Source organism: Rhodococcus sp. 008 (assembly GCF_001682295.1).
Taxonomy (GTDB): domain Bacteria; phylum Actinomycetota; class Actinomycetes; order Mycobacteriales; family Mycobacteriaceae; genus Rhodococcus_F; species Rhodococcus_F qingshengii.
In genome coordinates this window covers 2,963,462-2,987,247 of sequence record NZ_CP012749.1, presented here as the reverse complement: position 1 = coordinate 2,987,247, position 23,786 = coordinate 2,963,462, and the positions used below count along the sequence as shown (strand labels likewise).

23 protein-coding genes and 1 pseudogene are annotated in these 23,786 nt (G+C 63.2%); 5 read left to right on the top strand and 19 right to left on the bottom strand.

The features are described 5' to 3' along the window. Positions 1-96: 96 nt before the first annotated feature. The 8 genes from AOT96_RS13930 to AOT96_RS13895 form a co-directional block, all read right to left on the bottom strand. Complete coding sequence (locus tag AOT96_RS13930; protein ID WP_197523638.1) at positions 97-1,218, bottom strand: DUF6779 domain-containing protein; 1,122 nt, start codon at positions 1,216-1,218, stop codon at positions 97-99. Between the two features lie 68 nt (positions 1,219-1,286). After that, positions 1,287-1,754: a DUF3180 domain-containing protein gene (locus tag AOT96_RS13925; RefSeq protein WP_153213529.1), complete on the bottom strand. Its 468-nt coding sequence runs from the start codon at positions 1,752-1,754 to the stop codon at positions 1,287-1,289. Between the two features lie 17 nt (positions 1,755-1,771). Next, the gene (folK, locus tag AOT96_RS13920) at positions 1,772-2,275 is read right to left on the bottom strand and encodes a 2-amino-4-hydroxy-6-hydroxymethyldihydropteridine diphosphokinase (protein ID WP_042923562.1); all 504 of its coding nucleotides are present in this window, start codon (positions 2,273-2,275) and stop codon (positions 1,772-1,774) included. Next, a complete protein-coding gene (gene folB, locus AOT96_RS13915; RefSeq protein ID WP_003945780.1) occupies positions 2,272-2,637 on the bottom strand; it encodes a dihydroneopterin aldolase in 366 nt (121 codons plus the stop codon). Before folB ends, folK begins: the two co-directional genes overlap by 4 nt. A gap of 1 nt (position 2,638) precedes the next feature. Next, positions 2,639-3,499 (bottom strand): dihydropteroate synthase, encoded by an 861-nt coding sequence (gene folP / locus AOT96_RS13910; RefSeq protein WP_065352847.1) that lies wholly within the window; start codon positions 3,497-3,499, stop codon positions 2,639-2,641. 5 nt (positions 3,500-3,504) lie between these two features. Continuing rightward, entirely contained in the window at positions 3,505-4,122 is a 618-nt protein-coding gene (folE, locus tag AOT96_RS13905) for a GTP cyclohydrolase I FolE (protein ID WP_019746783.1), read from the bottom strand. 59 nt (positions 4,123-4,181) lie between these two features. After that, positions 4,182-6,764 (bottom strand): ATP-dependent zinc metalloprotease FtsH, encoded by a 2,583-nt coding sequence (gene ftsH / locus AOT96_RS13900; protein WP_058227239.1) that lies wholly within the window; start codon positions 6,762-6,764, stop codon positions 4,182-4,184. 267 nt (positions 6,765-7,031) lie between these two features. Further along, positions 7,032-7,679, bottom strand: a complete 648-nt coding sequence (locus AOT96_RS13895) for a FadR/GntR family transcriptional regulator (protein ID WP_007727006.1) — start codon at positions 7,677-7,679, stop codon at positions 7,032-7,034. A gap of 99 nt (positions 7,680-7,778) precedes the next feature. Between AOT96_RS13895 and AOT96_RS13890 the strand changes: the two genes are divergently transcribed. Then, the gene (locus AOT96_RS13890) at positions 7,779-9,119 is read left to right on the top strand and encodes an SLC13 family permease (RefSeq protein ID WP_064111369.1); all 1,341 of its coding nucleotides are present in this window, start codon (positions 7,779-7,781) and stop codon (positions 9,117-9,119) included. Between the two features lie 28 nt (positions 9,120-9,147). After that, complete coding sequence (locus AOT96_RS13885) at positions 9,148-10,557, top strand: acyl-CoA synthetase (protein WP_065351892.1); 1,410 nt, start codon at positions 9,148-9,150, stop codon at positions 10,555-10,557. A gap of 73 nt (positions 10,558-10,630) precedes the next feature. Here AOT96_RS13885 and AOT96_RS13880 read toward each other — a convergent pair. The 4 genes and pseudogenes from AOT96_RS13880 to AOT96_RS13865 form a co-directional block, all read right to left on the bottom strand. After that, positions 10,631-11,932: pseudogene (locus AOT96_RS13880) on the bottom strand (hypothetical protein). Positions 11,933-12,023: 91 nt separating this feature from the next. After that, positions 12,024-12,380: a hypothetical protein gene (locus AOT96_RS13875; RefSeq protein WP_231917442.1), complete on the bottom strand. Its 357-nt coding sequence runs from the start codon at positions 12,378-12,380 to the stop codon at positions 12,024-12,026. Continuing rightward, entirely contained in the window at positions 12,377-14,827 is a 2,451-nt protein-coding gene (locus tag AOT96_RS13870) for an AAA family ATPase (RefSeq protein ID WP_065351891.1), read from the bottom strand. Before AOT96_RS13870 ends, AOT96_RS13875 begins: the two co-directional genes overlap by 4 nt. Positions 14,828-14,916: 89 nt before the next feature. Continuing rightward, the gene (locus AOT96_RS13865; protein WP_030534814.1) at positions 14,917-15,294 is read right to left on the bottom strand and encodes a PH domain-containing protein; all 378 of its coding nucleotides are present in this window, start codon (positions 15,292-15,294) and stop codon (positions 14,917-14,919) included. Here AOT96_RS13865 and AOT96_RS36335 point away from each other — a divergent pair. Continuing rightward, on the top strand, positions 15,284-15,406 hold the full coding sequence (locus AOT96_RS36335; protein WP_256261790.1) for a hypothetical protein: 123 nt from the start codon (positions 15,284-15,286) through the stop codon (positions 15,404-15,406). The two genes, AOT96_RS13865 and AOT96_RS36335, sit on opposite strands and share 11 nt — an antisense overlap. Here the strand turns inward: AOT96_RS36335 and hpt are convergent. From hpt to dacB, 4 genes are read right to left on the bottom strand one after another with little or no spacing between them, the layout of a single operon-like run. After that, positions 15,394-15,948 carry a hypoxanthine phosphoribosyltransferase gene (hpt, locus tag AOT96_RS13860; RefSeq protein WP_003941159.1) on the bottom strand — a complete coding sequence of 185 codons (555 nt, stop codon included), beginning with the start codon at positions 15,946-15,948 and terminating at the stop codon, positions 15,394-15,396. The genes AOT96_RS36335 and hpt overlap by 13 nt on opposite strands. A gap of 3 nt (positions 15,949-15,951) precedes the next feature. Then, entirely contained in the window at positions 15,952-16,929 is a 978-nt protein-coding gene (tilS, locus tag AOT96_RS13855) for a tRNA lysidine(34) synthetase TilS (RefSeq protein WP_065351890.1), read from the bottom strand. After that, positions 16,930-18,003, bottom strand: coding sequence for a zinc-dependent metalloprotease (locus AOT96_RS13850; protein ID WP_047269664.1), 1,074 nt, complete (start codon positions 18,001-18,003; stop codon positions 16,930-16,932). Further along, positions 18,003-19,412, bottom strand: coding sequence for a D-alanyl-D-alanine carboxypeptidase/D-alanyl-D-alanine endopeptidase (dacB, locus tag AOT96_RS13845; protein WP_058227233.1), 1,410 nt, complete (start codon positions 19,410-19,412; stop codon positions 18,003-18,005). The genes AOT96_RS13850 and dacB overlap by 1 nt, the downstream gene beginning before the upstream one ends. Before the next feature lie 103 nt (positions 19,413-19,515). Between dacB and AOT96_RS13840 the strand changes: the two genes are divergently transcribed. Then, positions 19,516-20,007: an inorganic diphosphatase gene (locus AOT96_RS13840; RefSeq protein ID WP_003941181.1), complete on the top strand. Its 492-nt coding sequence runs from the start codon at positions 19,516-19,518 to the stop codon at positions 20,005-20,007. An 87-nt stretch (positions 20,008-20,094) separates the two neighbouring features. On the opposite strand, the gene AOT96_RS13835 is transcribed toward AOT96_RS13840, so the two are convergent. From AOT96_RS13835 to AOT96_RS13830, 3 genes are all read right to left on the bottom strand, one after another. Continuing rightward, a complete protein-coding gene (locus AOT96_RS13835) occupies positions 20,095-20,925 on the bottom strand; it encodes a crotonase/enoyl-CoA hydratase family protein (protein WP_007727023.1) in 831 nt (276 codons plus the stop codon). A gap of 46 nt (positions 20,926-20,971) precedes the next feature. Further along, on the bottom strand, positions 20,972-21,178 hold the full coding sequence (locus AOT96_RS35305; RefSeq protein ID WP_124568973.1) for a hypothetical protein: 207 nt from the start codon (positions 21,176-21,178) through the stop codon (positions 20,972-20,974). Positions 21,179-21,311: 133 nt separating this feature from the next. Then, positions 21,312-22,841: an LCP family protein gene (locus AOT96_RS13830; RefSeq protein ID WP_231917441.1), complete on the bottom strand. Its 1,530-nt coding sequence runs from the start codon at positions 22,839-22,841 to the stop codon at positions 21,312-21,314. Between the two features lie 122 nt (positions 22,842-22,963). On the opposite strand from AOT96_RS13830, the gene AOT96_RS13825 reads away from it, so the two are divergent. Next, positions 22,964-23,782: a polysaccharide deacetylase family protein gene (locus AOT96_RS13825; RefSeq protein ID WP_058227231.1), complete on the top strand. Its 819-nt coding sequence runs from the start codon at positions 22,964-22,966 to the stop codon at positions 23,780-23,782. Positions 23,783-23,786: the final 4 nt, after the last annotated feature.

Here is a 23,786-nt window from a genome sequence, read left to right as displayed (position 1 = left end):
TCGTTCCAGTCCCGCTCGGCGGGTACCAGACGTTCTGCGTCCGAGGATATCCTTCGCCCGAACCGTCATGCCATGGCCGGGCGAGTGATCTGCGACTCAGTCCTCTCGGCGACGGCGTCGACCGGAGCCTTCGGACGGGTTGTTCGAACTCAGGTTTGCCATGATTTCGGCGACGGTCAATCCGTTGGAATGAGCACCACTGGCGGCATCTTCCGGGGCAGCACGGCGACGACGTCGCGGCTCCGCGTCAGACTCCGCAGCGGATTCGGGTTCAGCTTCCGCGACAGCTTCGGGAACAACCGCGGGAACAACCGCGGGCACCTCTTCGACGACAGCGTCTTCGATGACGGCATCTTCGATGTTCGGGGCCTGGGCGGGAGCCTTGACTTCAGGCTCGACCGGCGCGACCGGCTCCGAATCCTTCTTCACCGGAACGTCTTTCACCGTTCGTGTCGGCGAGGAACTCACCGGAGAACTCGGTGCTTGGTTCCCGCTCTGGGGCTTCTGCGTCTCTTGTGGCTTCTGCGTCTCTCGAGACTTCTGGGTCGGGATGACGCGCGGCGCCACGAAGCTGCTGTCACGCCACGACGTCTCCGCGAACACGACGGTTGTCTCAGCAGTCACCGGATCGTCGTTGGGCGAAGCCAAGCCGCCGACGTTCGGTGCCGGTTGGCTGGGCCCGCTCTGGCCGGCGCCGGGAACGTACAACCCCGACGGTGCCGGCTGGTACGCGCCGTACGAACTACCGCCAAGTTCCGGCACTCGCGTCGAATCGGTCTTGAGCGCGGTCTGTTCGGGCAGCAGCCCACCTTCGAACAGTGCTTCGAGGTTTCGGCGCAGCGCTACCAATTCGGCACGCAACCCGGCCAGCTCCTCCGCGTCCGCGGTCACCTCACGTCGCACGCGACCTTCGACGCTCAGTTCGTACTCGCGTCGAGCAGAAATTTCACGTTCGAGCTGCAGTTCGTACACGGTCTGCAGATCGGCGACCTTGGCTTTGTCCAGTGCCGACTCACGCCGATACTTGGTCATGGCGATAGCGCCGAGGGTGGCTGCCCACAGAGCGACGACCAGACCCACCCGAAGAAGCTGAACGCTGTTACTGAAAATCAGAAACAGCGAAGCAATGACAGCAAGTGCCAGAAGAGCAGCAATGATCATCTGGCTCGCGCTGCGCTTGCTTCGGCGCGCAGACTTCGATCGACCAGAATTTGTCATGGTTGCCAGGGTACTTGCCGAGACCGGGGTCGCCACGTACCTCGGTGGGTGATTTGCCGACCAGGCTGTCAGTGCGCAGGCTCGTCAGGTGTATCTTCCGGCGTCTTGCAACAATGTTCGAGCCACAGAGCTGCCGCTACCAGCGCAATTGCGGCGCCCAACCCCACCCACGCGCCCGGCGTGTCGGAGGCTGCAGCCTGCAGAACCGAGCGCTGTGGGATGAGATACACCAGCACTCCGACCCAGACACCGACGGTAGCTGAACCGACCAAAGCGGATGCTTTGGCCAATGCCAGCGCTCGGGCGGCGGTGATCGGATGAAGCTGTCTGAGCCCGTCGCCGACCTGCCGGTTCTTGACGCGTGAACGAATGACAAAAGCGAAGACGGCCTCGGCAACGGCCACGAAGTACAGCGACGCTCCCGCATAAACAGGGATGGGCGGCATCGAACCGTAGAACACGCGAATCAGAATCCAGGTGGCCACGGCCGCCACTGCGGCGAGTACCGCGAGTTCACTGATCCGGGTCGGCTTCAAACCCTTGTCGTTTTCGGTCACCGCGCAAGCACCACATCGGTAGTGCGGACACCTTCGCGCTCAGTGCTATCGAGGCCGTCGAGAATTTGTGCCACCGGCAACTTCTGGCCGTCGACGATCAGCGTCGCGTCAGGCTCGACGTCCAGCCAAGGAACGAGAACGAATGCCCGAAGATGCGCGCGCGGATGCGGAAGTGTGAGCACGGGATCGGAACTGACGACGCCTTCGCAGTCGACTACGTCCACGTCCAGGCTCCGTGGCCCCCACCGCTGTTCGCGCACCCGGTCTGCGGCTTCCTCGAGAGCTTGCGAGCGGCGAAGCCATTCAGCGGCATCGGCTTCGGGATCGTCGACCACCACCACCGCGTTGTAGAAATCCTGCTGCTCGACGCCACCCCACGGCGCGGTCGAGTAGACCGGTGAGACAGCAACGACGGCGCTGCCCAACCCGTCGACAACGGACTGCAGGTGAGCCACGCTGTCGCCGATGTTGGAACCGATCGACAGTACAGCGCGCGTCATGCCGATCGGGTCCGATGTGCGACGACGGCGACGTCCGCAAAAACCAGCGGAATCGGTGCCGACGGTTTGTGGACAACAACCTCGACGCTCTCGACTCGCGAATCTTTCATGACGTCGTCGGCGATCTCCGCGGCGACGGTCTCGATGAGATCGCGCGACGGGCCGGCGACTATCGCTGCGGCGGCTTCCGCCAACTCGCCGTAGTGCAGGGTCTGCGTCAGGTCGTCCGACGCCGCGGCGGGAGCCAAGTCCATCCACACGGTGATGTCGATGAAGAAGTCCTGACCGTCACGCTTCTCGTGGTCGAACACTCCGTGATTGCCGCGAACCTTCAGTCCGCGCAATTCGATTCGGTCCCCCATGTCAGGCCCTTTCTCGTCCACGGTTCCAGGCGTCGACCACGGCAATGGCGTCGAGCGAAGCTTGTGCGTCGTGCACCCGAACTCCCCAGGCGCCTTCGCGCGCTGCAAGGGCGGAGACCACGGCCGTCGCAGTCTCGCGGCCACCAGGTGGACGCGGATTGCCGTCGGGATCGCTGAGCAGAGACCCCAGGAACCGCTTGCGGGAAGCGCCGACCAGTACCGGGAATCCGGTCGCGTTGAACTCGGGTAGTGCTCGCAACAGGGCCCAGTTGTGGTCGGCGTTCTTCGCGAACCCGAGGCCGGGGTCGAGGATGATCGACGACGAATCGACCCCTGCTTTCAACGCCAGATCGACCTGCGACAGCAGTTCGTCACGGACGTCGCGGACCACGTCGTCGTAGTGATCGGCGCTGCCACGATGGACGTAGTCACCGGCCGAGCGCCAATGCATGAGGATCCAGGGCACTCCGGCGTCGGCCACAACGGAGGCCATGTCGGGGTCTGCGCGACCGCCCGATACGTCGTTGACGATGCCTGCGCCCGCTTCGATCGCGGCGGCGGCGATCGAAGCACGCATCGTGTCGACGCTGACGCGAATTCCGGCTGCCACGAGTTCTTCGATCACCGGGGCAATTCGGTCCGCCTCGAGTTTCGGATCGACGCGGGTGGCTCCGGGACGCGTCGACTCGCCGCCGACGTCGACGATGTCGACGCCGATGCGTTGCAGTTCGAGTCCGCGAGCGATCGCCGCGTCACGATCGAGAAATTGACCACCGTCGGAAAACGAATCGGCGGTGACGTTCAGAATCCCCATCACGACCATCCGGGCCGGATCGCTGCCTGCAACGGGAGCCGCGGACATCTTGCTCACTTACGCAGGATGAGGTCCAGCGCTTCGGACCGCGAGGCCGCGCTGGATTGCAGGAGCCCACGAACCGCAGACGTGGTCGTGCTGGCTCCGGGCTTGCGGATACCGCGCATCGCCATGCACAGATGCTCGGCTTCGATGACGACGATGGCTCCACGCGGGTCGAGCTTGCGCATCAAAGCATCCGCGATCTGACTGGTCAGGCGTTCTTGAACCTGCGGACGCTTGGCGTACAGGTCGACGACGCGCGCGAGCTTCGACAAACCGGTGACCTTGCCCGACTTTCCTGGGATGTAGCCAACGTGAGCAACACCGTGGAAGGACACCAGGTGGTGCTCGCACGTCGAGAACATCGGAATGTCTCGCACGAGCACCAACTCCTGGTGACCCTCGTCGAAAGTTGTGTTCAACGCGTCGTCGGGTTCGGAGTACAGACCCGCGAAGATCTCCTTGTACGAGCGCGCAACCCGGGCCGGCGTATCGAGCAGGCCTGGGCGCTCCGGATCTTCACCGACCGCGATCAACAATTCCCGTACGGCAGCCTCTGCCCGCGCCTGATCGAACGGGCGGCCCGTTCCGAGCGACACCAGTTCACTGGCCACATCATTCACCGACAACCGAACTCTCCTCGAGAATTGTTCACAGGTCCCCCGCCGCAGAGCCTAGTGGCGCAAGGTCAGCGAGATCCGTCCGGTCCGTCCCAGCGAACGGTGCTCGGTCCCTCGTCCTCAGCCGAATGATGCGGCGGAGGAGTTTGCGGCTGTTCCGGTGCGGGGCTCTGCCACTGGTTTTCACCCGACGGGTTTCCCCGGTTCGGATCGGCGAAGGGTCCACTGTCCGGGTACTGCACCGGGTAATCGGGCTGCGCGGGGTAACGGCGGCCGGGATGCGGCTGCTCCGGGTACGCCTGCTGCCCCGGGTGCGGCTGGCCGTACTGCCCCTGATCGGGCTGGGGCTGACCGTGTTGGGGCTGACCGTACTGGCCCTGCGACTGGTTCGGCGGGGTCGGATTCTGTCCACCGGTGTACCCACCCGACTGCTGTCCGGGGTACGTCGGCGACGGGTTCTCACGCGGAGGCCAACCCGGTGCCGACCATCCGGCGGGCGCTCCGTAGTCGGGTGTTCCCGGTTGCGGAGTCTGCTGCGGAGCACTCGGCTGCGGGTACGAAGGCTGTGCGTAGCCGTTCGAGGGTCCCTGGTTGCCGTTGTTGGGGAGACCACCGTTGTTGGGGAGACCACCGTTGTTGGGGAGACCACCGTTGGGGACACCGCTGTTGGGTGCACCTGCCTTGACGAGAACAGGTGCGGCAGCGGGCTCCGGCCAGGTTTCGCCGCGCTCGATCGCGAGTTCGCGAGGAGTCTTCACCGGCGGACGATCCGAAGGCGTACGCCCACCGAAATCGTTGAAAGCCGTGATGCGCGGACGCTTTTCGACGCCGGCAAGGATCTTCTCGAGGTCCTTGCGAGTCAACGTCTCACGCTCGAGCAGTTCGGTAGCGATGAGGTCGAGCGCATCGCGGTACTCGTTGAGGATTGCCCACGCTTCGGTGTGCGCTGCCTCGATGAGGTTGCGCACCTCTTCGTCGATTTCACGGGCGATCTCGTGTGAGTAGTCGGACTGAACGCCCATCGAACGGCCGAGGAACGGATCCCCGCCCTCCTGTCCGTAGCGAACCGCGCCGAGCTTGGCACTCATGCCGTATTCGGTGACCATCGCGCGGGCGATCTTGGTCGCCATGTCGATATCGGACGACGCTCCGGTGGTGGGCTCGTGGAACACCAACTCCTCGGCGGCGCGTCCACCCATTGCCATGACGAGACGAGCGATCATCTCCGAACGCGTCATCAAACCCTTGTCGTCCTCGGGCACGGTCATCGCGTGGCCGCCGGTGCGTCCGCGAGCGAGGATCGTGACCTTGTAGACCGGCTCGATGTCAGGCATTGCCCAAGCAGCCAGCGTGTGACCGCCCTCGTGGTACGCCGTGATCTTCTTCTCGTGCTCGCTGATGATGCGACTCTTACGCCGCGGTCCACCGACAACACGGTCCACCGATTCCTCGAGCGAGGCTTCGGTGATGACGGTCCCGTTTTCGCGTGCGGTGAGCAGCGCAGCCTCGTTGATGACGTTGGCGAGATCAGCACCCGACATTCCGACGGTCCGCTTGGCGAGACCTTCGAGGTCGGCGTTGGGATCGATCGGCTTGCCCTGCGAGTGCACGCGCAGGATCGCGCGGCGACCGGCGAGGTCGGGGGCGCCGACCGGAATCTGGCGATCGAAGCGTCCCGGACGCAGCAGTGCGGGGTCGAGGATGTCGGGGCGGTTGGTTGCGGCGATCAAGATGATGCCGGTGCGATCACCGAAGCCGTCCATCTCGACGAGCAACTGGTTGAGCGTCTGCTCGCGCTCGTCGTGTCCGCCGCCCAGGCCTGCGCCGCGCTGACGACCGACGGCGTCGATCTCGTCGACGAAGATGATGCAGGGGCTGTTCTGCTTGGCCTGCTCGAACATGTCGCGAACACGCGAAGCACCGACACCGACGAACATCTCGACGAAGTCCGAGCCGGAGATGGTGAAGAACGGGACGCCGGCTTCGCCTGCGACAGCGCGAGCGAGCAGCGTCTTACCGGTTCCGGGAGGGCCGTACAGCAGCACACCGCGCGGAATCTTGGCGCCGAGCGCCTGGTAGCGAGCCGGGTTCTGCAGGAAGTCCTTGATCTCGTACAGCTCTTCGACAGCCTCGTCCGCACCGGCGACGTCGGCGAACGTGGTTTTCGGCATGTCCTTGGTGAGCTGCTTGGCCTTCGACTTACCGAATCCCATGACTCCGCCGCGACCACCGCCGCCCTGCATCCGGTTCATGACGAAGAAGAAGATGCCGAACAGAATGATCATCGGCAGCACGAATAGAAGGATCGACGTCAGCCAGCTCTCCTGAGTGACCGTCGTGTTGAACTTGTCCGCACCGGCGCCTTCGACCTTGTCGAAGATCTGCTCCGACGCACTCGCGGGGTACTTCGCCAGGATCTGCGTCTTACCGTCGGTGGCGTCGTTGCCGTTCTTGAGCCACAGACGAACCTGCTGCTCACGGTCGTCGATCTGCGCCGACTCAACGTTCTTGGCGTCGAGTTGGGAGATCGCGACCGAGGTGTCGACGGTCTTGAAGTCGCGGGTGTCGTTGCTGAAGTAGCTGAAGGCATAGATCACCAACAGCACGACGGCTACGAGTAGCACGTTACGGAACACAGTCTTACGGTTCATACAGGTCGGCCGATGTGGCCGGTCCTTTCGAGAGTGCGGGTCTGCCAGGTCGCCTTCCGGCTGCCAACCGGACACCTGCAGGTTACCGCGATCGGCCCCATCGATGCCCGCCAGCGGCCGTGCCGCTTGGTTGGAACGGTCGTCACTGTGTTCAACGTGCGCATTGCCGATCAGGTTCCCGGGCTACGTCGCAGCACAGTTTCCTGTGAGCGAACATGCTCATAGTGGTTATCGTGCGCTTTTCCGACGCTCGTCCGTCGTTATTCGTCAGGCCGTTTCGGAGAGGATTCCCGCAACAGCGTCAGCGGCGCCCGATTGGTCACCGTCGATGATCCGGTGGGCGAGCTGATCGAGTCGCGCAGACAGTCGCGCCGAGGACTCGGGCACGTCTGCCTGCTTGGCGATGGTGTCGTCGAGATCAGCCAATAGGCCGCCACCGGCCAGGTGCCTGACGCAGCGCCATGTCTCGGCGAAGTTTCTCGCGGTCCCGTCGTCGGTCAACATCGCGACCCGAAGCGCAGCGTTGGGATTCGACGCCGCCGCCCGAGCCAGGCCGGCCATGATCGCCTCCCTGGCAGCAGTCAGTTCATCGACGGTTCGGTCTTGCAACCGCACTCCCGAGTCTGCAGACCTACCCGCGTCGGGCGTCGGAGCTTCGCGAATCACCGCACCGTTACCGTGCTGGATTTCGACTCTGCCCCGAATCTCGAGGGCCACGAGCGCTTGAGCCAGCGACGCTCGACTGACGCCGAGTTCGGCAGCCAGGCTGCGTTCGGGAGGAAGCCGATCGCCGGGCGAAAGGCCTTGAGCCTCGATGAAATTCGAAATGTGCTCGGCCAACTGCTCATACAGACGCGGACGCTTCAATCGTCCGGGCAGGCCCGAGCGCGAGCCGGGCGATGACGTCGAATTCATGCCTCGGAGTGTACTTGACAAATGGAGCAGTGGCAGAGAGGCTAGGCCAATTCCAAGTGATGCAGACCACAAGCTGGTCGCGAACGGATTGAGAGTTCGATGGCAAATGTCATAGCCCTGTCAGTACTTGTCCTGGTGTTCGTCATATCCACCGTGAGGTCGGTGAACATGGGTGCGCTCGCCCTGGTGGCTGCCTTCGTCGTCGGAACACTGGTCTTCACCGTCGATACCAGCGAGATCCTCGACGGCTTCCCGGCCAGCCTCTTCGTCATCCTGGTCGGCGTCACCTACCTGTTCGCGCTGGCCAGAAACAACGGCACGGTCGACTGGATCATTCACGCGGCAGTCCGCGCGGTCAGAGGACGAGTGGCCCTCGTGCCGTGGGCGATGTTCGCGGTGTGCGCGGCCGTCACCGCCATGGGCGCGGTCAGTCCCGCTGCCGTCGCCATCATCGCGCCTGTGGCAATGGGCTTCGCCACCCGCTACCGGATCCACCCCATGCTGATGGGCTTCATGGTCGTCCAGGGCGCAACGGCGGGCAGCTTCTCCCCTATCGGAATCTTCGGTGTGATCACCAACGACGTCATGCGTCAGAACGGCCTCCCGTCGAGCCCGGCCTTGCTGTTCGTCTCGACCTTCGCGGCCGCGGCCGTTGTTGCTGCCATCGCGTACGTCTCGTTCGGCGGACGCGCACTGATTGCGCGCGGCGCCTCCGAACGCGTGCTCGTCAACGCAGTCGGCAATGCGTCTGGCGGTGGCGACACCATCACCGGTTCGGGTTCCAGCGACAGCTCGAAGGGTGGCGGCAAGTCCTCGGGTGGGGCCGCTCCGCACGAGGGAGCGCTCAATCTCGAGCGGCGACTCACCCTGCTCGGACTGGCGTCGCTTGCACTCGGCGCCTTGGTGTTCGACCTCGACGTCGGATTCACCGCACTGACCGTCGCGGTACTTCTCACCCTGATCTTCCCGGCCTCCGCCCGCGGCGCCGTCGACAAGATCAGCTGGGGCACCGTGCTCCTCATCGGCGGAATCGTCACGTACGTCGCTCTTCTGCAGAACCAGAACACCGTCCAGTGGCTCGGGGATTCTGTTGCACACGTGGGGATTCCACTTCTCGCGGCGTTCTTGATCTGTCTGATCGGCGCGATCGTGTCGGCGTTTGCATCCACCACGGGAATCCTCGGCGCACTCATCCCTTTGGCAATTCCATTCCTCATGACCGGTCAGGTCAATGCAACCGGTCTGGTCATCGCGCTGGCAATCTCCTCGTCTCTGGTCGATTGCAGTCCGTTCTCGACCAACGGCGCGCTGGTGGTCGCGAACGCCGCTCCGGAAGAACGCGACGTGGTGTTCGGGCTGACGATGCGGTGGGGCATGACCATCATGGTGGTGACGCCGATTCTCGCCTGGCTGATGTTCGTTGTTCCCTGGTCCGTCTGAATCTTCGCTCAAAGAAAGGGAACTCGCGATGAACAGCGAATCCACACTTCTGCGCTCCCTCGACCCCCGCATCTTCGACGACCACGGAGCGGCGGTCAGTTTCGGCGAAGGCGCAACCCTCTCTCGCGCCGACTTGTTTGCCGCCGCCACCGCGGTCGCCGATCGAATCCACGGTGCACAGCGAGTGGCAGTACAAGCCGCCGCCCGCCTCGAGACAGTGGTCGCCGTCGCCGGCGCGCTGATCGCCGGTGTTGCCGTGGTCCCGATCCCACCGGACTCCGGCCCGCTCGAACGTCAGCACATCATCGCCGATTCCCAGGCCGAACTGATACTCGGAGAAGGACCGTCGGATTCGAGTATCCCGTTGATTCCCATCGATATTCACGCGCGATCTGCGACGTCCTATCCCGAACCGAGCGCGGCAGCTACCGCACTGATCATGTACACCTCGGGAACCACCGGAGCTCCGAAAGGCGTTGTCCTCTCGCGAGCATCGATCGCTGCGGATCTCGACGCGCTCGCTCATGTGTGGAATTGGACGCCAGAGGACACACTCGTCCACGGACTGCCCCTCTTCCACGTCCACGGGTTGATTCTCGGCGTGTTGGGCGCCTTGCGCGTGGGTTCGCCGCTGATTCATACCTTCAGACCAACTCCGGATTCGTATGCCGCAGCGGGTGGCTCGTTGTACTTCGGTGTTCCGACCGTCTGGTCACGCGTGTGCGGTGAGCCCTCGGCGGCAGCAGCATTGCGATCCGCGCGCTTGCTCGTGTCCGGAAGTGCACCACTTCCGGTTCCATTGTTCGAGCGGATGAAATCGCTGACCGGGTTGGCTCCCGTCGAGCGCTACGGAATGAGTGAAACCCTCATCACCGTCAGCACGACGCACGACGGCGAACGTCGCCCGGGTTGGGTCGGGCACGCCGTTCCGGGAGTCAGGACGAGGTTGCGCGGCGAGAACGGCCAACTGTCGGCGCACGACGGAGAGCAGCTTGGGCAACTGGAAGTTGCGGGCGCCGTTCTCTTCGACGAGTACCTCGGGAACCCCTCGAAGACAGCGGAATCCATGACCGAAGACGGCTGGTTCCGCACCGGCGACATCGCGGTGATCGACGACAGCGGATTCCACCGCATCGTAGGTCGCGAGTCGGTCGACATGATCAAGTCCGGTGGATACCGCATCGGTGCAGGCGAGGTGGAACAGGCACTTCTGGCATACCCCGGCGTTCGCGAGGCCGCCGTCGTCGGTGTGCCGGACGACGATCTCGGACAGCGCATAGTCGCCTTCATCGTCGGCGACGTAGCCGACTGCGCTGTGGTTTCGGACTTCGTCGCCGAATCACTGTCGATCCACAAGCGCCCACGCCAGGTTTGTCTGGTCGACAGCTTGCCCCGCAACGCTATGGGCAAAGTCCAGAAGAAGCTGCTGACGCTCTGAGGCTGGACCTGTAGCAGCCACCGACGAACCCAGTGGCTGCTACGTGCTCATTTGCGGTGCGAGTCAGCTCGGACTAGGCGGCCAGGGCGGGAAAGACGACAACCGATCCATCACGCCGTCTTGCGATCTCGATCGCCACGTCGGATTCGTTGTCCGACATTGCGACCCCATCTCCCAACTCCCGCAACAGGTATGCGGTCCGCAGCATCTTGTCGACTTCACTCGACTTGAACACAAAATCACGAACACCGTGGGATCGGTCAAGCCTCAGCTCGGAAAGTCCCATGAGCAGTGACGCGATGCCCGACTCCAACTTCGCGACACGCTGCTGATCGCTCTTCAACGCGCGAGTGAAGCTCTCGAAAGGGTTGGCTTCGTCCATCTGAGCGTGCTCCACAGCTTGAAGGACGATCACACGCTTCTTGAGCGCGATAGCGAGTGCGGCAAGCTCGAGGTGGGCGCGGAACTCGCCACCGTCCTCGTCGATTCCGGTGAACGCTTTTCACAGAGTATCGAGCTCGACGCGACCGGTCTTCAATGCGTCGAGTCCCTGCTGCCATTTCTTCAGTCGCCCTTCGGCATCCGCCATACCGACACTGATCGCGTGTACGGCGGAGTCAAGTCCAACTGACGCGCCGATGCGTCCCTGATCGAGCAGAATCGCAGTCGCAGTGTCGATCGCGCCCCGACATCCGTTCAGGGAGTTACGTTCCTTTTGCAACGCGTCATCGTGGAGCTTCTCGAGTAACTTGGTGATGTTCTCGATTGCGAGTTCACGCTTGTGGTCGGCGTGGGCGCTGACACCAACCGCGACTGCCATCAACACCAGGGGAGCCGCGACTGTCAGTGCACCCGCACTGGCTGCTGCAAGACCTGCCGTCGCGGCGGACCCGCCAGCGGCACCAACCGCGGCTGCCTGTCCTGCAACAGGCACGAACGAGGCCTGCGCAGCAATCCCCGAAGATCCGATAAGCGCACTGTGCACGCCACCCGCCGCCGCCTTGGACGTCATCGGTTTCACCAGCCCACTGCCAACTTGCGCGGCGACTTTTGCCGGGACAACCATGCGGTACAACGTCTCGCCACTCGCGACCGCTGAACTCGACGAAGCTTTGGATGTCTGGCTGATCAGCTGCGACAGATGGGTAGCCAGTGGACTCGCACTATCCAGGGAGATCCCTCGATCGAGGTCGATCGACTTCGGAAGCGGATGCGCCTCGAGTGTTGCGATCGGGGTCTCGGCCAACACCGCCAGGACTGTCCGCAACTCCGCCAGTCGGTCGGGCGTCATGGTTCCCTCGTCCGGAATAGCGGGCACCTCCGCCTGCTTTGTAGCAAGCGTCCACACCGGAATTACATTGTCATTGTCGACCACATCGAGCCTTCCTCGGTTACGTCGCGCTCACGCTATCCGAGCACGCACAAATATGTTTGCCCCTGTCTCGGTTCCCGTCATCAGCTTCGAGTCAGCCGCTCTCCAACAGGACGGCAACAACTCCACACAAATGCCGCACCTCGGCGACGGTCGGCGCAAGTTCATACGCATGGTGATGACAGACATTGCTCAATCTGTTCCACGCCACTGCTGCGGCGTCGGCACGTGCCGGTGTGTCGAGGGAACGCAGCATCACCAATCGCGAGCGCATGCTTGCTTGCGGCGCTTCGGCATTCAGCGCGATACACCGTTCGGCTACCAGTTCCTCCAATGCCTGCCTGGCCAGAAAAGCAGCCAACCGTGCCGAACTTCCAGCAGCACCGACACTTCCATCGAGTAGTAGCTCCGCATTTCGCAGCACAACAGCCGGCGGCATCTGTGTTGTCATTCCGCGAGGATCCCGTCGACCGTCTTCCTGAGGTCATTCACTTCGCTCCTCGTGATCGACATGTCGGCCCCGATATGCGAGCCGGCGTTGGCAATGTTGAGCGTCGCTTTGCGCCCTTCTCGCAGAATTTGCCACTGCGACAAAGGCTTCTCGGCATCGCCGTACACCGCGAGCGCGATCTTGGCCCGCGTCTTTTTCACCGACGTCCACCGGTTCTCGGTATCGACCCGACTCTCGCCCGCCTTGTGCTGCTTCGCGTAATACACCTGCTGCGCCGCGGATTCCAAGGCCAACCGGAACAAACCTGGTGCCACTCGGCGCTTGACCTCGTCGGGAACGTTCTCGTCGAGCACCAGCGCGCGGACGTCGTCCACATAGCGGGTCGCCTGGTTCAGTGTCTCTGCGACACAGACCTGCGATCCGGTCTCACGTGCAACCTCGACCAGTCGCGCATTCACCGCAAGTTGCCGTATCGCAGTGGCCAATCGGTCGTCGTGGGAGAACACGATGACCTGCCGTGTCTCCGACAGCTTCGACAAAACTCGGATGAACCCGTCGATCTTGGCCGGGTCCATCGCCTGAATCGGATCATCGAGAACGATGAAGCGGAACGGACTGTTCGGTGTGGTCGCACGTGGAATGAACAGTGCAAGCGCCAGAGCGTGCAACTCCCCCTGACTCATCACCGCCAATGCTTCGGTCGGCACTCCGTCCACCGACCCTTTCAGCACCGCCCTGCGTCGAGTATTGCTGCCTTCCAGGCTGATCGACCCGATGTCGACGTTGCTTTCCTGCCTGAGCTCCGACCAAATCTCGCGCGCCTGCTCCGCGATCGGCTCGAGTCTCTGATTCCGCAGTTCTGCCGCATGGGCGGCTACCCACCTCTTCGCCGCATCCAGGGCTTTGACGGTGTCATCACTCAATCGTGCGTCACGCTCGAGGTTGACCCACGTCATCAAACGACCCGCGATCGGAGCCCATGTGTCTTCCTGCTCGGCGATTGCGACCGCCGCCTCTTCGCGCACGGCGTTCGCAGCGTCGATCACCGCAGGCAAGGTCTTCTCGATGTGCTCGGCGAGCTCGGTTACCCCGGTCGGCGCACCTTGGGCAGCGGCCACTGAGTCTCGGTACCGGATCAACGACTCCAATTCCGGACCCTCGACCGTTTCCAGACGCACCAGCTCGTTCAGCAATTCCTTTGCTGCCCGACATGCGTTGTCAAGATCGCGTCGAGACTTCCGATACTTCCCCAGCTTGCTGTTCTGTTCCGCGAGGCGCGTTCGGGATTGCGTAGCCCAGGCGTCGTCGAGCACCCCCGCCGCACATACCGGGCACTCGATTGTGCCTGTCTCACTGTGCAATTGAATGGCTCTATCGAGGATATCGCTGCGCTGTTCCACTACCGACAAAGCATCGCCAGCGTGCTCGACGGTGTCGGCGACCGCAACCCGAAGATCGGCGACAACCATGTCGATCGCCGGCTTCTGTGGGACCGCCAGATTCGCGCACCTGCGCAGACCAGACAGGGTGGACGCAACAGCCGAACCAGAGCCTGTGGCGAGCGCAAGCACCTCGTCGAGATCGTGAGTCCGCTTCTTCAACTGAGTGACGGCGGTTTGTGCACGCTCGTCTGCTGATTCGGCGACAATTTCCTTGAGTTGACGCAGCTCCTCATTCGCGCACTGACGCGCAGTCTTGGCAGACTTCAGCGCGGCGGTGAGCCGTTTCTCGGCGTCCGCGATCTCGTCCAGTCCCAATAGCTTTGCAAGTGCGTCGTACAGCGTGGACGGGCTGTCCTCGACCAGCCCTCCGATCTCGTCGTAAGACAAGATCGGCCGATGCAGCTCGACGGCGGACTTCCATCCGAGTTCATCGGTACCGACAGTGCGCTTCTGTTTGCCCGTCTGGGTCCACGCTTCGTTGTCGTGCAACGTGGCACCGATCGGCCAGTCGACGGCGACGACGGTCGGTTCGGAACCCTCGACGGTCAGCCCAACGCGCACCTCGCATGGATCCGGGCTGTGCAGGTTTCGCCAGCTGTCAGCCCATAATTTCGCCTTGTTTTTCCACCGGTAGCTCGAGCTGGTAACTGCAAATTCAAGAGCTTCCGCAAAACTCGACTTACCCGACCCGTTGCGTCCACTGACGATCGTGATGCCAGGCGCAGGATGCAGATCGAGAACGGCTTTCGGTCCGATGCCGCGGAAGCCGGCGACCGAGATAGATGTAAGGAATGCTCCAACTGGTTCTTCTGCTGGGCCGCTGGCGGTTTCGGGTCGGGTTCTGAGCTGCTCCGTACCGCCAATCTGCTTGCTGAGCGCATCATCACCCTCGAGTGCTGCAAGAACGAGATACTTCGCTGCATCAGGCAGATTCGTGTCTTCGTCGATCGCGTCCCAGACGACCTCGTCGAGCGATCTTTCTGCATCTCTGTTGGCAGTTGTCACCAAAACTCCCTCGCCTCGTCGATCCCAACCGACCCAACGGTTTCATATGGGACCGACAGTACGTCTTGGCGAGGGAGCTCAGCTGCACATCAGGACACGACAAAATGCGACAGGATCGCCTGGACTTCGTAGATGTCGACCTGCTTGGTGAACTGTTTCTGGATCGGTGTCGCGTTCCCCGAGATCCATATCTTCAGCTCGGCGTCGAGATCGAAGGTTCCGGCTGTCTCGACCGCGAAGTGGGTGATCGACCGGTACGGCACACTGTGGTACTCGATCTTGCGACCCGTCAGCCCCTGCTTGTCGACCATCAAGAGTCGCCGATTCGTGAACAGAAATGCGTCGCGAACCAACTGATACGCCGCATGAACCTGCTCCCCGTGTCCGAGCAGACGCGCGTATTCGTGGTGCGCCGCAGCGGGATCGATCTTTCCAGCGTTACCGATCAACCCGTCCATGAGACCCATCAGGCCCGATACCTCCGTGCTCGTCCAAGCTGCCTCCACGGTCGAAGGCGACAGCGACGCTATCGGTGGACGAGTCAGTGGTGTTACCGGCGAGCAGGCTCAGCCGCCGTAGACCTCGGGGTCCAGGGTGCCGATGTACGGCAGATCGCGGTACCGCTCGGCGTAGTCGAGGCCGTAACCGACGACGAACTCGTTGGGGATGTCGAAGCCCACGTCGCGGACATCGACGTCGATCTTGACCGCGTCGGGCTTGCGGAGCAATGTGACGACCTCGAGCGAAGCGGGATTACGTGTCTTGAGGTTGCGCATCAGCCACGACAGCGTGAGACCGGAGTCGATGATGTCTTCGACGATCAGCACGTGGCGACCGGCGATGTCCTTGTCGAGGTCCTTGAGGATGCGGACGACGCCCGAAGACGAGGTCGAGGATCCGTAGGAGCTCACGGCCATGAATTCCATCTGCGACGGGATCGGCAGGGCGCGGGCGAAGTCGGTCATGAAGAAGACCGCTCCCTTGAGGACGCCGATCAGCAGGAGATCCCCTTCGGGGGCGCCTGCCGGGTAACGCTTGGCGATGTCCTCAGCCAGTTCCGCCGTTCGTGCACGGATCTGTTCTTCGGAGATCAGTACCGATGCGATGTCGCCCTCGTACACGCGTCAAACCCTTCGTCGGTCTTCGAATCCGAGGATCAGCCTGCCACGTCGCCGGGCCGCCACCAACCTCGCCTCCGGTGTTCCGCCGCCGATCGCGACGCCGCCTTGCCCCCGCCAGTCGGTCACCAGGGCGTCGACTGCGCGTAACTGTTTGTCCGTCAATGCTTTTGCGCCGCCCTGCAGCAGCCAGGCGCGCAGAGCGCGTCGACGGATTGCGGTGGGCGCTTCGGCAAGTGTGTCCACTTCCACTTCCCCGTCGACGACAACCCGTAGGAGTAGGGCCTCGGCGTACTCGTCGAGCGCCTCACCGTCCTCACGCAACTGCGTCGCGGTTCGGGCCAACGCCTCGGCAACTCCCCCGCCGAGAATTTCTTCGAGCAGCGGCAACGCCTCGTGCCGCAGACGCACGCGAGCGAACTCGGGATTGTTGTTGTGCGGGTCCTCCCACGGCGTGATGCCCAGGTCGACGCAGGCCGCCCTGGTCACCGATCGCCGGATGCCGAGTAGCGGCCGTCCCCAGGGAGCGTCGAATGCAGCCATACCTTGAATCGATCGCCCACCGGACCCGCGGGAGAGTCCGAGAAGCACGGTCTCGGCCTGATCGTCGAGTGTGTGTCCGAGCAGAACCGGGAGGTCAGTTCTGGCGCCGCGCAGGGCGTTGTACCGAGCCTCACGCGCGGCGGCTTCGAGACTCCCACCATCGGCTACGTCGACGGTCAGGACCGTCGCGGTCCGGCAACCCAGCGCCAGCGCCTGGTCTGCGGCCGAGCGTGCGACGGCATCGGAACCGACTTGCATGCGATGGTCCACGATCAATGCGTCGACCGATTCGGTTTCCGCCACGGCTGCTGCTGTCAGGGCCAACGAATCGGCTCCCCCGGACAGGGCGACGACCACACGGCGTCGTGGCTCGAATGCGACCGTCCATGCCCGCACGGCCTGTCGCAGCGCCAGTAGGGCAGGCGTCTCAGGCAGCAGCATCTAGCCGAGAACGCGCTTTACCCACGCGTCGGGATTGTCGATCTCGTCCAGCAACGGCAAGGTCTCGGGCCCGGTCCAGATGGTGTTGAACTGCTCCATGCCGACCTTGAGAACCACCGCGTCGACGAAGGCCTTGCCGCGTACGTACTGCGCCATCTTGGCGTCCATGCCGAGAAGCATCTTGATGATCCGCTGCACGGGGTTGGACTTGCGCTGCCGACGCTTGTCGAAGGCCGCGCGGATCGTTGCCACCGACGGCACCACAGCGGGACCGACGGCGTCCATCACGTGGTCTGCATGCCCTTCCAGGAGAGTGCCGAGTACGAGCATCCGATCCAGCGCGTCACGCTGGGGTTCCGCCTGCGAGGCGCGCAGCAGTCCGATGATGCCGCCCGCCGTCGCACCGTCACTGGAGTCGGGTTCCTTCCGCGAGCGCAGCTCTGCAGCAAGGCGCCCGACAACGTCGGTCATCGACTCGTCCACCGTCGCACCAAGCGTTTCGACGGATTCCTTCATGTACTCCGCGAGCCACGGCGAGGACGAGAACTGGACCCGGTGAGTGACCTCGTGCAGGCAGACCCACAACCGGAAGTCACTCGGGTTCAGCCGAAGGGACCGTTCGACGGAGACGATGTTCGGTGTGACCAGAAGCAGGGTGCCGTGCTCGCCGGTGAACGGGTCGTACTGCCCGAGGATCGCCGAAGACAGGTACGCCAGCATGGCGCCGGCCTGCAAGCCCGCCGGCTTTCCGACGATGAGATTGCCACTGCCGTCGGGATCCGCGCCGGTGAGATGTGCCATCGACCGCGAGGCTGCCGTGATCCACCCGGCCCGGTCAAGCACGTCAGCGGCCGGGACCGGTAGACCGTCGGCCAGCCCGGTCACTTCACGAACCGGCAGTTCTGCGCGCTCGGACGCTTCGGCGAGTTCTGCGGTTGCCGTCTCGGCCGTGTAGCGAGACATCGCGGGGCCGCCGCGCGCCAGTTTTATCCCGGCTTTGGCGGCAAGACTCCAGTCGACGGCACCACCGAGCGGAGCCGAGGCTTCATCATCTTGTGGAGTCTTTTCGGCCACTATTGGCACCCGCAATTCCTCAATGCTCCGGCAATCGCGTCCAGGGCAGGACGGCTCACTTCTGGCGGCCGGTCATTGGACATCAGTGCGAAGGTGAGCACTCGCCCGTTCTGATCGACCACGAACCCTGACAACGCGCTGGCCGTTGAGAGAGTTCCCGTCTTGGCCCGCACCCAACCCGCACCGGTTCGGTTTCCGGACGCGTAGCGGTCGGACAAACTTCCTGTTCCGCCGGCCACCGGAAGGTAGTCCAGCAGGGGGCGCAGTTTCGGATCACCGTCACCGGCCGCAGCCGTCATGACGCGATCGAGTACCTGAGCGGGAATGAGATCGTCGACGGACAGTCCGCTGGAATCGTGCAGCGAAACTCCGGTGTAGTCGAACCCGGCCGCCTGCAGGGTCTTGCCGGTCGCGTCGACTGCGCCGGTGAACGAGGCTTCTATTCCGGAGGCAATCGCGACCTCACGCCCGATGGTCTCTGCGAGCACGTTGTCGGAATGTTCCATCATCTGCAGCAGCCGGTCGCTCAGCGGCGCCGACTGCACGGTGGCGATCGGCTTGGCACCGGCAGGCGCCGCGCCGAGACTCACGTTGGCGGGATCGACACCGAGCGCCTGAGCGAGCACCTTGCCCGCGTCCAACGCGGGAGTTTCCGAACGCGGCGACTCGTCTTGAGTGCCGTCGTACCGACCACCTTCGATCATCACCGATTCGATCGGGGTGATGTAGCCGGCCGCGATGTCCGCGGGGAACCATCCGGTGGCCATGTTGTCGCCCTTGAACAAGCTCGAGTCCACCACGACGCTGGTCACCGGCGTACCGGCAGCCTTGATCTGGTCGACGAGATCCGCGATGTGAGCAGCATTGGCGTAATACCCGCTCTGCCCCTTCGGCGTCGCCGTCAGCGTCGGGTCACCACCGCCGACCAGAACGACCTGCCCGGGGCTCGCTCCGGGAACCACCGTCGTGGACAGCCGGTGGTCGAGCGGCAACTTCAGCAGTGCCGCCGATGCGGTCAGCACCTTCGTCGTGGACGCAGGCGTCATCGGCGTCGACGGGTCTGCGCTCCACAGAATGTTTCCGGTGAGCGCATCAGCGACAACTCCGGTGAACTTCCCCAGATCCGGGTTGGCCACAGCCGGGCCGATCGCCGCGGCGATTCCCGCCGCGCTCGGGATCGGTGCGTCCGTCGGGACGGGCACCACCTGAGGTGACGGCGTCACGAGCGCAGGCTGCGGCGACGTAGTCACGGTCGCGCTGCCCGCGGTGTCGTTCGACGTACCGAGTTTCACGACGACAACTCCGGCGACGGCCAGTACAACCACTGCACCGACCGCCAGAAGGATGCGGAAGTTACGCCGTCGACTCTCTTCCAACGAGCCGATCTTCTTCTTTCCTTGGCCCGCCAACGCCCCTCCGTCTGTGCTCTGCCTACTGGGTGGTCAGGCAACCTTATCCTTGACCCGATATCCTTCCGACGAATCATTACCGACACGACAGCGAGGAATCGGCGTGGAGTTCGACGTCACCATCGAGATCCCCAAGGGTCAGCGCAACAAGTACGAGGTCGACCACGTAACCGGTCGCGTCAAACTCGATCGCTACCTCTACACAGCTTTCGGCTACCCGGCCGACTACGGCTTCATCGAAAACACCCTGGGTGAGGACGGCGATCCGCTCGACGCCATGGTCCTGCTCCCCGAGTCGGTCTTCCCCGGCGTCATCGTCGAGGCTCGCGCAGTCGCGATGTTCAAGATGGTCGACGAGGCCGGCGGAGACGACAAGGTCCTCTGCGTTCCGGCCGGTGACCCCCGCTGGGATCACATCCAGGATCTGGGTGACATCTCACAGTTCGAACTCGATGCGATCAAGCACTTCTTCGTCCACTACAAGGACCTCGAGCCGAACAAGCACGTCGAGGCTGCCAACTGGGTCGGCCGCGCCGAGGCAGAGGCCGAGATCGAGGCTTCGATCAAGCGTCTCGCTGCCAACGGCGGTCACTGAGCTCGAGTTCTCAGGCCTTACGAAAGTCCCCGCACATCGGAAGATGTGCGGGGATTTTTGTGCTGTTTTTACTCGCCCTTGCAGATTCTACTCACCCTGGAAGACCGGCGGGCGCTTCTGGAAGACGGCGGTGATGGCCTCGGTCAGATCCTGCGAAGGCAGGAACGCCGCGTTCCAGGCTGCGACGTAGCGAAGGCTGTCGTTCACGCTCGCGCTGCGGGTGTGATCGAGCACGTCCTTGATCCCGTGGACGACGAGCGGCGGGTTGAGCGCAATCTCCTTGGCGGTCGCGCGCGCCGCTGCCAGTACCGCGTCGGCATCTTCGAAAACGTCGTTGACGAGGCCGATCTTCTCGGCGCGCGCTGCGTCGATGTCCTTGCCGGTCAGAGCCAACTCACGCAGGTGTCCGTCGCCGATGATCGCGGGCAGACGCGCGAGGCTGCCCATGTCTGCGACGATCGCGACCTTGACCTCGCGGATGCTGAACTTGGCATCGGCACTTGCGTAGCGGATGTCCGCCGCCGTGATCAGGTCGACGCCGCCGCCGATGCACCAGCCCTGCACAGCTGCGACGACGGGCTTGCGGCAATCTGCGACGGCATTGATGCCCGACTGCATGCGCTTGATCATGTCGTGGAACTTGGTGCGCGGGCCTGCCTGAGCCTTGTCCGCGAGGACGGCACCGAATTCACCGCTCATCGCCGGCAGGTCCAGTCCGAACGAGAAGTGCTTGCCGGAACCGGCGATGACGATTGCACGCACCTCGGGGTCGGCGTCGAGGTCGGCGAAGATTTCGGGGAGTTCACTCCAGAAATCCGGCCCCATCGCGTTGCCCTTGCTCGGCCCGATCAGCGTCACCTGGGCGATGTTGTCTTCGCGCTCGACGGTGAACGCATTCCAGCTCTTCTGTTCAGTCATTACTCAAGAGTAACTAAAGGTCCGGCTCAGCCGAAGACCGCTGCCTTCATCCGAAAATTCCTGCCTCGTCAAGTACCAGTACGACGAGGGTGACGGCCATCAGGGCGAACATGATGAGCATCGCCATCCTCGCCGCCCGCTCACTGGTCGGTGGGAAAACGCGCTGCGCCGGATGCTCGGCCACGTACTCGGACAAGGACATGGTCCTGGCACGTGAGCGTGTCGGATTCTGTACCGCTGCTGTTGTAGCCATGTCGGTGATCCTTTCAACTACGCAATCTCAGTCAGGTACCCCAAAGGTGAAGTACCCGACTGAGTTCGACTTCTCCAATGTAGACCCGCAGATCGAAGAAGTCAGCGTGAGTTTGGTGCGAATTACCTGAGAGTTAGTCCACACAGGGGATGCCGCCATTCGCGTCGGCCCGGATGGGTGATCCCTGCGCTCCCGTATCGGGAACGGTGCCGGCGGATACCGACGAGTCCGACTGCGCCGGAGCGGCCGAGAACACGGTCTGCGCATTGTCCTCACCGATCAGTACAGACACTGATTCGGCCGCTGCCTGCTCGTTAGGCACTGCGGCCACGCCCAACTGCTCGGCCAGCGCCTCTGCGACGGCTTTGGCGCCGACTCCATAGCTGACCACCGACTTTGCCGTCGCAACTGCGGTGCTCACCTCTCCGACTTCGACTCCCGACGCTTTCGTCGCCGCTGCCAACGCGGCGCCCAACCCGTCCGTCGCGGTTCCGTTGCGGATGTCCACAACTTCGTTCCCGGTCGAGACAGCAGTGTCCATCGCAGGTGCAGATGCCGAGTCACCTCCCGCGAAGATCCGCGACACTTCACTACGCAGACGCGCCGGATCGACCATGTTGACGTCCTGGCCGTCGACGGTCTCGTATCCCTCGATGGGCAGGGTGTAGAAGTCGATGTTCCCACCTGCGAGAGCGCTTGCCTGAGAAGCGAATCGGACGGGATCCATGGCAGAATCGATCACCACATCCTTCTTCACCACGTCGGCCAGTGCCGTCATCTTCGGAATGTTTCCGATGACGCCGGAGCCCTTCAAGTTGGCGATCACCGCGCTGATGAAAGCCTGCTGCCGGTGGGTGCGATCCAAGTCCCCGTTGTCCAGGCCGTGGCGTTGACGGACAAACGAAAGTGCCTGTGACGCATCGAGAGTCTGAACTCCGGCCGGGAAGTTGGCGCCCGAGAAGTCATCCTGCACCGGATTGTTAAGGCACACCTGAACGGGGCCGATAGCCGAGACGACGTCGTAGAAGCCCATCAGGTTCACTTCGGCAAAGTGATCGATCGGAACCTTGAGCAGATTCTGCACGGTGGTCAGTGTCGACCGTCTTCCGACTTCACGCGCTTGTTGTTCTCGTGCAGCAGGATCCGTCACCCCGTCCGCTACGAGTTTGGCGTCCGCATCAGCCTTCGCCATTCCGTACGCTTCCTTGATCTTGGCCATTCCGTAGCCGGGTACCGCGACGTAATCGTCGCGTGGAATTGCCACCGCACTGGCCTTGCCACCATCGCCCGGAACATGGAGCAGGATAAGCGTGTTCGTGTTGTACCCACCCACATCACTGTCCCCCGCATGCAGCTTGTCGGTGACGAACTCAGCCGGCAGGTCGCTGCCGTCCATCGCTTTGCGACTGTCGAGCCCGATCAACAAGATGTTGGTATCCCCGTCGAGAGAACTTTCGGCGTCCTCACCGAGGGCGGAGAGCGCATCCGACCGGTACAGCCCCGACGTCAGATCCGACTGCACGTACCACCCGATTCCGACGCCCACCAGAATCGTCGTCGACAGGGACGCCGCCGCCAGCTTGCGCCCTACCGAGAGCGTCGACCGCTGCGGTTGACGCCTACGCCTGTGCCTGGTTGCCGAGTGTCGAGGTCGCGGTTCCACGGCCGACACGCTATCCACCGTTCCTGAGTAGAACCTGTCGATACCGGACACGGCTGGTCATTGGCTGAAAAAACGCTGAGAATGAAGTCCGAATAGGGCAAATCTGCTCTAGGCTCCGCCCTGTGGACCGCCGACGCTTCCTCAGTGCCCTCGCAGCAGCAACTCTGACCGGAACCGCCGCGGTGACCATGGGAACCGCTTGTTCGTCACGTTCGGTCGGGACGGCAATCGCTGCAGCCGACGAACCAACCGACCCCGTCCCTGTCCCGGATCTCCCGCCTGCCTTGTTGCCGCCTCCACCGCCGTCTGCCCGGGTGCCGCTGCCCGCCGGCGGATCGTTGACCGCGTTACCCGGCGGTGGGGATCTGTTTGCCCTGACGGTTGACGACGGAGCCAGCTCCGAAGTCGTGCGCCTCTACACACAGTTCGCAAAAGACACCGGCATCCGTTTGACGTACTTCGTCAACGGGCAATACAACTCGTGGACCGAAAACGCCGGACTTCTCAGACCGCTGGTCGAGAGCGGACAAATTCAGCTCGGCAATCACACCTACTCGCACCCGGATCTGACGTCCGTGTCGAAGCAGCAGATCGCAGACGAGCTGACGAAGAACGGCACGTTCCTGCGCAACACCTACGGCGTGGACGCGGCGCCGTACTTTCGGCCGCCGTACGGAAGGCACAACGCGACAGTCGATTCCGTGGCCGCGAGCGTCGACTACACCGTGCCCACCCTCTGGTACGGATCACTGTCGGATTCTTCGTTGATCACCGAGGAGTACATCCTCCAAATGGCGAACCAGTACTTCAATCCGGGGGCCATCGTGATCGGGCACCTCAACTATCTGCCCGTGACCCACGTGTATCCGCAACTGGTGGACATCATCCGGAGCCGAAACCTGCGGACTGTCACGCTCAACGATGTTTATCTGAAGCCGTGACGCC

Excerpts from the sequence above, each read along its gene's own strand:
- AOT96_RS13890 (WP_064111369.1), top strand. The coding sequence starts at position 7,779 with ATGGCAAATGTCATAGCCCTGTCAGTACTTGTCCTGGTGTTCGTCATA.
- AOT96_RS13875 (WP_231917442.1), bottom strand. The coding sequence starts at position 12,380 with ATGACAACACAGATGCCGCCGGCTGTTGTGCTGCGAAATGCGGAGCTA.
- AOT96_RS13930 (WP_197523638.1), bottom strand. The coding sequence starts at position 1,218 with ATGACAAATTCTGGTCGATCGAAGTCTGCGCGCCGAAGCAAGCGCAGC.
- tilS (WP_065351890.1), bottom strand. The coding sequence starts at position 16,929 with ATGCTGCTGCCTGAGACGCCTGCCCTACTGGCGCTGCGACAGGCCGTG.
- AOT96_RS36335 (WP_256261790.1), top strand. The coding sequence starts at position 15,284 with ATGAGACCCATCAGGCCCGATACCTCCGTGCTCGTCCAAGCTGCCTCC.
- AOT96_RS13835 (WP_007727023.1), bottom strand. The coding sequence starts at position 20,925 with ATGACTGAACAGAAGAGCTGGAATGCGTTCACCGTCGAGCGCGAAGAC.
- folP (WP_065352847.1), bottom strand. The coding sequence starts at position 3,499 with ATGTCCGCGGCTCCCGTTGCAGGCAGCGATCCGGCCCGGATGGTCGTG.
- AOT96_RS13885 (WP_065351892.1), top strand. The coding sequence starts at position 9,148 with ATGAACAGCGAATCCACACTTCTGCGCTCCCTCGACCCCCGCATCTTC.
- AOT96_RS13895 (WP_007727006.1), bottom strand. The coding sequence starts at position 7,679 with ATGAATTCGACGTCATCGCCCGGCTCGCGCTCGGGCCTGCCCGGACGA.
- AOT96_RS13865 (WP_030534814.1), bottom strand. The coding sequence starts at position 15,294 with ATGGGTCTCATGGACGGGTTGATCGGTAACGCTGGAAAGATCGATCCC.
- folK (WP_042923562.1), bottom strand. The coding sequence starts at position 2,275 with ATGACGCGCGCTGTACTGTCGATCGGTTCCAACATCGGCGACAGCGTG.
- folB (WP_003945780.1), bottom strand. The coding sequence starts at position 2,637 with ATGGGGGACCGAATCGAATTGCGCGGACTGAAGGTTCGCGGCAATCAC.
- ftsH (WP_058227239.1), bottom strand. The coding sequence starts at position 6,764 with ATGAACCGTAAGACTGTGTTCCGTAACGTGCTACTCGTAGCCGTCGTG.
- AOT96_RS35305 (WP_124568973.1), bottom strand. The coding sequence starts at position 21,178 with ATGGCTACAACAGCAGCGGTACAGAATCCGACACGCTCACGTGCCAGG.